7 protein-coding genes are annotated in these 4,955 nt (G+C 51.3%); all 7 read right to left on the bottom strand.

Annotated features, from left to right (window positions below; all coding sequences use genetic code 11):
• Nucleotides 1-236 (bottom strand): flagellum-specific ATP synthase FliI (gene fliI, locus GX364_03020; protein NLI69823.1); only part of this gene is annotated, 236 nt, incomplete at its 3' end.
• Nucleotides 229-1,107: a hypothetical protein gene (locus tag GX364_03025; GenBank protein NLI69824.1), complete on the bottom strand. Its 879-nt coding sequence runs from the start codon at nt 1,105-1,107 to the stop codon at nt 229-231. The genes GX364_03025 and fliI, both read right to left, overlap by 8 nt.
• Nucleotides 1,108-1,158: 51 nt before the next feature.
• On the bottom strand, nt 1,159-2,151 hold the full coding sequence (gene fliG / locus GX364_03030) for a flagellar motor switch protein FliG (GenBank protein NLI69825.1): 993 nt from the start codon (nt 2,149-2,151) through the stop codon (nt 1,159-1,161).
• Nucleotides 2,152-2,185: 34 nt separating this feature from the next.
• Nucleotides 2,186-3,727 carry a flagellar M-ring protein FliF gene (gene fliF / locus GX364_03035; GenBank protein NLI69826.1) on the bottom strand — a complete coding sequence of 514 codons (1,542 nt, stop codon included), beginning with the start codon at nt 3,725-3,727 and terminating at the stop codon, nt 2,186-2,188.
• 40 nt (nt 3,728-3,767) lie between these two features.
• Nucleotides 3,768-4,082, bottom strand: a complete 315-nt coding sequence (gene fliE, locus GX364_03040; protein ID NLI69827.1) for a flagellar hook-basal body complex protein FliE — start codon at nt 4,080-4,082, stop codon at nt 3,768-3,770.
• Nucleotides 4,083-4,096: 14 nt separating this feature from the next.
• Nucleotides 4,097-4,540, bottom strand: coding sequence for a flagellar basal body rod protein FlgC (gene flgC, locus GX364_03045; protein ID NLI69828.1), 444 nt, complete (start codon nt 4,538-4,540; stop codon nt 4,097-4,099).
• A 3-nt stretch (nt 4,541-4,543) separates the two neighbouring features.
• On the bottom strand, nt 4,544-4,955 hold a 412-nt coding region (gene flgB, locus GX364_03050; protein NLI69829.1), incomplete at its 5' end, for a flagellar basal body rod protein FlgB.

The raw sequence follows: 4,955 nt of genomic DNA on the forward strand, positions 1-4,955 counted from the left end.
AGATCACCCAGGGGCATCAACAGTGATAGTTTATCGCGAAAACCCACCACCTCGGCAACAACCTTTTCATGCGGGGTATCGATCAGGCAAACCTCTCCGATGAACGAATTGATCCCGCTGACCTCGATGACCAACCCCACCACCTGGCGCACTTTGCCCTGTGCCACCCCACCCTCGTGGGAAGCCAGGCGGGAAAGATACTTCTCACTCTCAACCAACTGGCGGGTTTCATTCATCTGCCCCTTCCTCCTTCAGGATCCTGCGTTCCTCTTCCCGCGCCAGTTTCATCATCACTTCTCTCAGCTCTTCTTTTTCCTTCTCCAGAAAGTATTCCACGGCCCCACTTTCAGTTTCAACACGGCAACTCCCTCTTGGAATCTCCTCCATGGCAAAAAATTCGATATTCTTGAAGTGCGGCCTGATCCTGGCAAATCTACTTTTCAATTCTTCGGCATGCCGGAGACAGACATCGTAATCCTGCTCGCTGACAAACACCTTTACTGTCTCCCCGTCGGGAGCTTTCTCGATCGCCTCCCTTACAATGTTCAGCACTTTTTCGGGAGCCAGGTCAAGCTGCTCGAACAGGAGCTTCTCGGCCACGGCCAGCGCCAACTCGATCACCGTTTTTTCTGAAGAGGCGACTATCTCGCGGGATTTCTGCCGGCCTTCCTCTACATGGAGTTGAGCCTCTTCGATTTTCCCCCGCGCTTCTTCCTTCAAGCCTTCAAGTTCCTGCAGCGCCTGTTTCTTTCCTTCCTCGAACCCGAGGGTATAGCCTTCCCCGTAGCCTTCCTCATGGCCCTCTTCACGGCCTTCCCTGATCGCCTTCTGCTTTCTTTCTTCCACCTCCTCAAGCAAGGCCGCCTTCAATCTGCCAAGCTCATCTTGCACCTCTTCCCTCAGGTTCTTTTCAATTTCAAGGCGAACCGTTTCGTAGTTGTCATCGGCCGTTGCCCTCTCCTTGGGATCCGAAACCGTATCTTCGCTCTCCGTCTCCTCCGTCGGTTCCTCTCCTGCAGATGGCTTCTCCAATTCCACAACTTCGATGTGAAAACGGTATCTACGTGTTCCCTTGACGGAAACACCTTTCAAAATATTGGATGTCAAGAAGATCAACTCCGCTCGGACTCTTTTCTAAACGAGATAAACCAATCAAGTCTAACCGACGATAACATCGTCTCCACCGCGGGAAAGGATAATTTCTCCCGATTCATCCAGTTTCCTGATCACAGCCACAATTTTTTGCTGGGCATCCTCCACTTCCCGCAAGCGCACCGGCCCCATGTACTCCATATCTTCCTTGAGCATGTCTGCCGCGCGCCGGGAAATATTCCTTATGATCCGCCCTTTTACTTCATCGCTGGCACCCTTGAGGGCCAGCGCCAGATCCTTGGTATCGATCTCCCGTATAACTCTCTGGATGGAGTGATCGCCCAGAGTGATAATATCCTCGAAGATGAACATCTGCTGACGGATCTCCTCGGCCAGCTCGGCATCTTCCTTTTCCAGCTCCTCGAGGATATGTTTTTCCGTTCCGCGATCCACCCGGTTGAGAATATCAACGATGGTGGGAATTCCCCCGGCAGCTGTAAAATCTTGCTGGAATACAGTCGAGAGACGTTCACGCAATACTTTCTCCACCCCCTTGAGTATGTCGGGAGAGGTCCTCTCCATGAGTGCGATCCTTCTTGCAATATCGGACTGGACATCTGCCGCCAGGCTGGATAGAATGGCCGATGCCTGCTCGGCATCAAGGTACGAAAGAATGAGGGCAATCGTCTGGGGATGCTCCTGGTTGAGCAGGTTGACCACCTGCTTGGGCTCGGCATTTCTTACAAAAGTGAAGGGTTTGACCTTGCTGGATTCCCTCAATTTCCTGATGATTTCCGCAGCCTTCTGCGGCCCGAAAGCCTTCTCCAGGATATCGCGGGCAGAATCCATTCCCCCATCAATGATATATCGGCGTGCTTCAAAGAGAGCCAGAAATTCCTCGCAGACTGCCTCGATCTCGTCCCTGCCCACAAAAGTGGTATTGGCGATCTCCATACTTATTCTTTCCACTTCGGGGCTGGTGAAATATTTAAGAATCTTGGAAGACAGGGTGGTCCCCAGTGAAAGAACAAAAATTGCAATCTTGCGCCCCCCCGTCATGTAGTTGGTCGTCTGTGGCAAGGCAGATCTCCTCCTATTCCTCTGTTAACCAGGTTCTCAAGAGATACGCTACGTTCTCGGGCTCCGATTCCGCCACTTTTCTTATCTTATCGCGGATATCATCTTCTATCTCCGCGGGTTCTTCTTTTTCCAGCAGTTCGGTAATATCAAAACCTTCCAGTTCTTCCGCATCCTCCAGCATTTCCATGGCCTCTTCCTTCCTGCGCCTTCTAAGTACAACCAGAGCAATGATAATCGCTATCATCAGGAAAAGTGCGACAGCACCGATTATCGTCTGAATCCTGGTTTTCGCCGCCTCCGCTGCCTCCCTCTCCCTGTCCTCCACGGAAGTATCGAAAGGAATGGCTTGCACGGCAATGGCGTCGCCCCGTTCCGCATCGTAACCGATGGCAGCTCCGACGAGCGTCGTCACATCTTCCCCGATAAACGTGCTGATACTGTCGCGGTTGATGATCACCGTTGCCGAAAGCCTTCTGACTCCTCCCTGGGCAGCGGTGACATATTCCTGAATCTCGCTGATCTCGTAATTGATCGTCTCCTCCAGGTAATCACGTGAAAAATCACCGTCATAGATGTAAGGTGCTTCGTAGCCGGGGATATTGGGCTCGGCCACCTCCTCCGGCGGACGGCGGGTCCCCTCCTCATTCTCCTGGATGCGATGTATCGCCCGTTCAACCGGTTCCTGGTCATAAGTTATCGATGTTATCTCCTGCCGGTCAAAATCCAGCTCTGCACTGACCATGGCCACGACGTTCTCGGGGCCAAAAACTATCTCCAGGTAATTCTTGAGTTTCTCCTCGAGTTCACGTTCAAATTGGCGCTGGGCATGAAGGCGTTCAGCCGCTTCCACCATGGGAAGTTCTTCTTCCATTTCCATGAACCCGTCATAGATAATTTTACCTTTGGAATCCACGATACTGATATTTTCCGGTTTAAGGTTCTCCACACTTCCAGCCAACATGCACAGGACACCCCTGACCTGTTGTTCCGTCAGAGTGGCCATGGGCCGCATCTTCAGAAAAACCGATGCCGTCGGTTCTGTTCTGTCCCTCAAAAAAACTCCTTCTTCGGGTAGAACCAGATGCACCCTGGCAGATTGGACTGCCTCGATGCTGGAAATTGTCCGCTGCAGTTCATCTTGCAACACAACCTGCCATTGTTTCTTGCGGTCATGGTCGCTGACCATGATCCCATCCTGTTCAAAGACGCTGAAACCCATTCCCTGGCTGTAAAGATCCGGTGACAATTGCAAGCGCAAGCGATCCTGTTCTCCGGCCGGTACCAGAATAACCGTACCCCCCTCATCCAGCGAGTATGTAACACCCAATTCTTCAAGTTTCTCCGTGACCTCTCTGGCTTGCTGGGGCTCCATCCCGCTGAACAGGGTTTCCATGCGGGGTCGGGTAAAATACACGATCATAACGATGATAAATATTATCAGGGCCACAGCCACGGCCACCGCACTTATCTGCACCGGGCGACTCAAATTTTTCCAGTAATCCCTTATACTATTCACATTCAGCTCAAACGGCATATTGAAACGATTTTCTGCCACGCCGACCCTCCTCTGCAACAAATCCAAGTAAAGTTATCCATCAGATCTGAATCCGCGCCAGTTCCTGATATGCTTCAATTATCTTGGTTGTAGTCTGCACGGCAAACTGCAAAGCCAATCTTGCCTCCTCGGTCTTGATCATCAGCAAGTGCAGGTCATCAAGATCTCCGGTAAGAAGATCGACGCTGGCCTGATCCGCTTCCTTCTGCAGATCATTGACACGTGACAATGCCTGGCACAGATAACCGGAGAAACTTTTGTTGTTGTTATCTTCAATCCTGGTTTCCTTTGGTAGCAGGCGTGAAAAACTTTCAATATTTCCGGGGAATCTTGTTCCGTCAACAGATTGTGGCACCTACAAAACCTCCCTTATTGACCTATTTCCAGAGCTTTCAAATAAATTTCCTTGGCCGTCTTCAATGCTGTCGAACTGGCCTCGTAAGAACGCTGAGCAGTGATCAGATCCGTAATCTCCTTGACCACCTCGATGTTGGGATATGCCACATAGCCGGTTTCCGCATCGGCATCGGGGTGCTCCGGATCATAAACCAACCTTGGATCCCTCATATCCCGGTAGATGCTCTGCACACGAACCCCTTTTCCGGGTTCGCCATGGGAAACACCGGCCTGTTGCATCCTGCTTCTTTCCCGGTCAAGCTGCTCGGCAAAGACCACGGTACGGCGCCGGTACGGCCCCCCCCGGGCTGTGCGGGTGGTGTTCATGTTGGCCAGATTACCGGCAATCACATCCAATCTCAGTTTTTCTGCAGTCAGGGCCGAACCCGAAATCCTGAACATGGAAAAAAGACCCATATATCAACGCCTCCCTTGATGAATCACGTATTGCCATGTTTTGAAACGGTTGGAAGTTTGCTGTATCAAAGCATTGTACCTCAACTGGTTGGTGACCATATTCAACATCTCTATTTCAAGATCCACATTGTTTCCATCGATGCGCCTCGTCGCCGTATCATCAACCTTGATCTCCGGAGTGATCGGTTCCGACGGTGGAGTGGTAAAATGGCGCGGGTGAGTGGTTCTTATCTCGTATTTTTTCTCGCGGGCTTTACGCAGATTATCTTCAAAGCTTATGTAAGACCGTTTGAAGCGGGGAGTGTTGAGATTGGCAAGGTTGTGGGCTGTCACCTTCTGTCGCAAAACCGCCACATCAATTCCCTGTGCAAGGCGATCCGCTATCCTATCGCTGAACAAAGACATCTGAACATCT

Source organism: Bacillota bacterium, from assembly GCA_012518215.1.
GTDB lineage: Bacteria > Bacillota > Dethiobacteria > DTU022 > PWGO01 > JAAYSV01.

Excerpts from the sequence above, each read along its gene's own strand:
- fliG (NLI69825.1), bottom strand. The coding sequence starts at position 2,151 with ATGACGGGGGGGCGCAAGATTGCAATTTTTGTTCTTTCACTGGGGACC.
- flgC (NLI69828.1), bottom strand. The coding sequence starts at position 4,540 with ATGGGTCTTTTTTCCATGTTCAGGATTTCGGGTTCGGCCCTGACTGCA.